This is a genomic window from Mesorhizobium sp. M4A.F.Ca.ET.022.05.2.1 (assembly GCF_003998845.1).
GTDB lineage: Bacteria > Pseudomonadota > Alphaproteobacteria > Rhizobiales > Rhizobiaceae > Mesorhizobium.
In genome coordinates this window covers 1-514 of the sequence record NZ_RZOJ01000825.1, presented here as the reverse complement: position 1 = coordinate 514, position 514 = coordinate 1, and the positions used below count along the sequence as shown (strand labels likewise).

The following is a 514-nucleotide window of genomic DNA, read 5'->3' as shown; positions in this document are numbered from 1 at the left end:
GATCAGGCAGAGCCTGGACGAGGTCCTTGGCCTCGCAACCTTCAGCCCGGGCAAGAAGTATGTCGATTTCAGGCCAGGCTTCGACACCGTCGCCGCTGTGGGCATCGGTGGCCTTATCGCGGGCAAGCTGGCGGCCAAGGCCGGACTGCTGGCGGTGGCGCTGATTGCGCTGAAGAAATTCGGTGTGATTTTGCTGGTCCCCCTGGCCGGCCTCTGGCGGCTCATTCGGCGCAACCGGGACGCCTCCTCTTAACCGGAGGTATCGGCCGGGGCTGGACGCGTTGGTCGAGCTAATGCGCCAGTGCGCCAAACGGAACGCGCGGCTGGATCACGCCTTGCAGCCGCCGATGCGTTAGGCGAATGCAGCGCGGTTCTGTCGCCCATCGCGCATCGTGCCGCCCTGAAATCGCCGACAGTCGCAACCATGACCGACGCCGTATCGCACGCTTCGCCAGCCGTCCCGCCGCGCCCGGCCATCTCGCCTGGCGACGAGCGCCTTGGCATGCTGCTGGTG

Annotated in this window: 1 protein-coding gene; it reads left to right on the top strand. The window is 66.5% G+C overall.

Annotation, left to right across the window (positions count from 1 at the left end):
• Positions 1-253 (top strand): DUF2167 domain-containing protein (locus EN745_RS35640; RefSeq protein WP_127423364.1); only part of this gene is annotated, 253 nt, incomplete at its 5' end.
• Positions 254-514 lie beyond the last annotated feature (261 nt).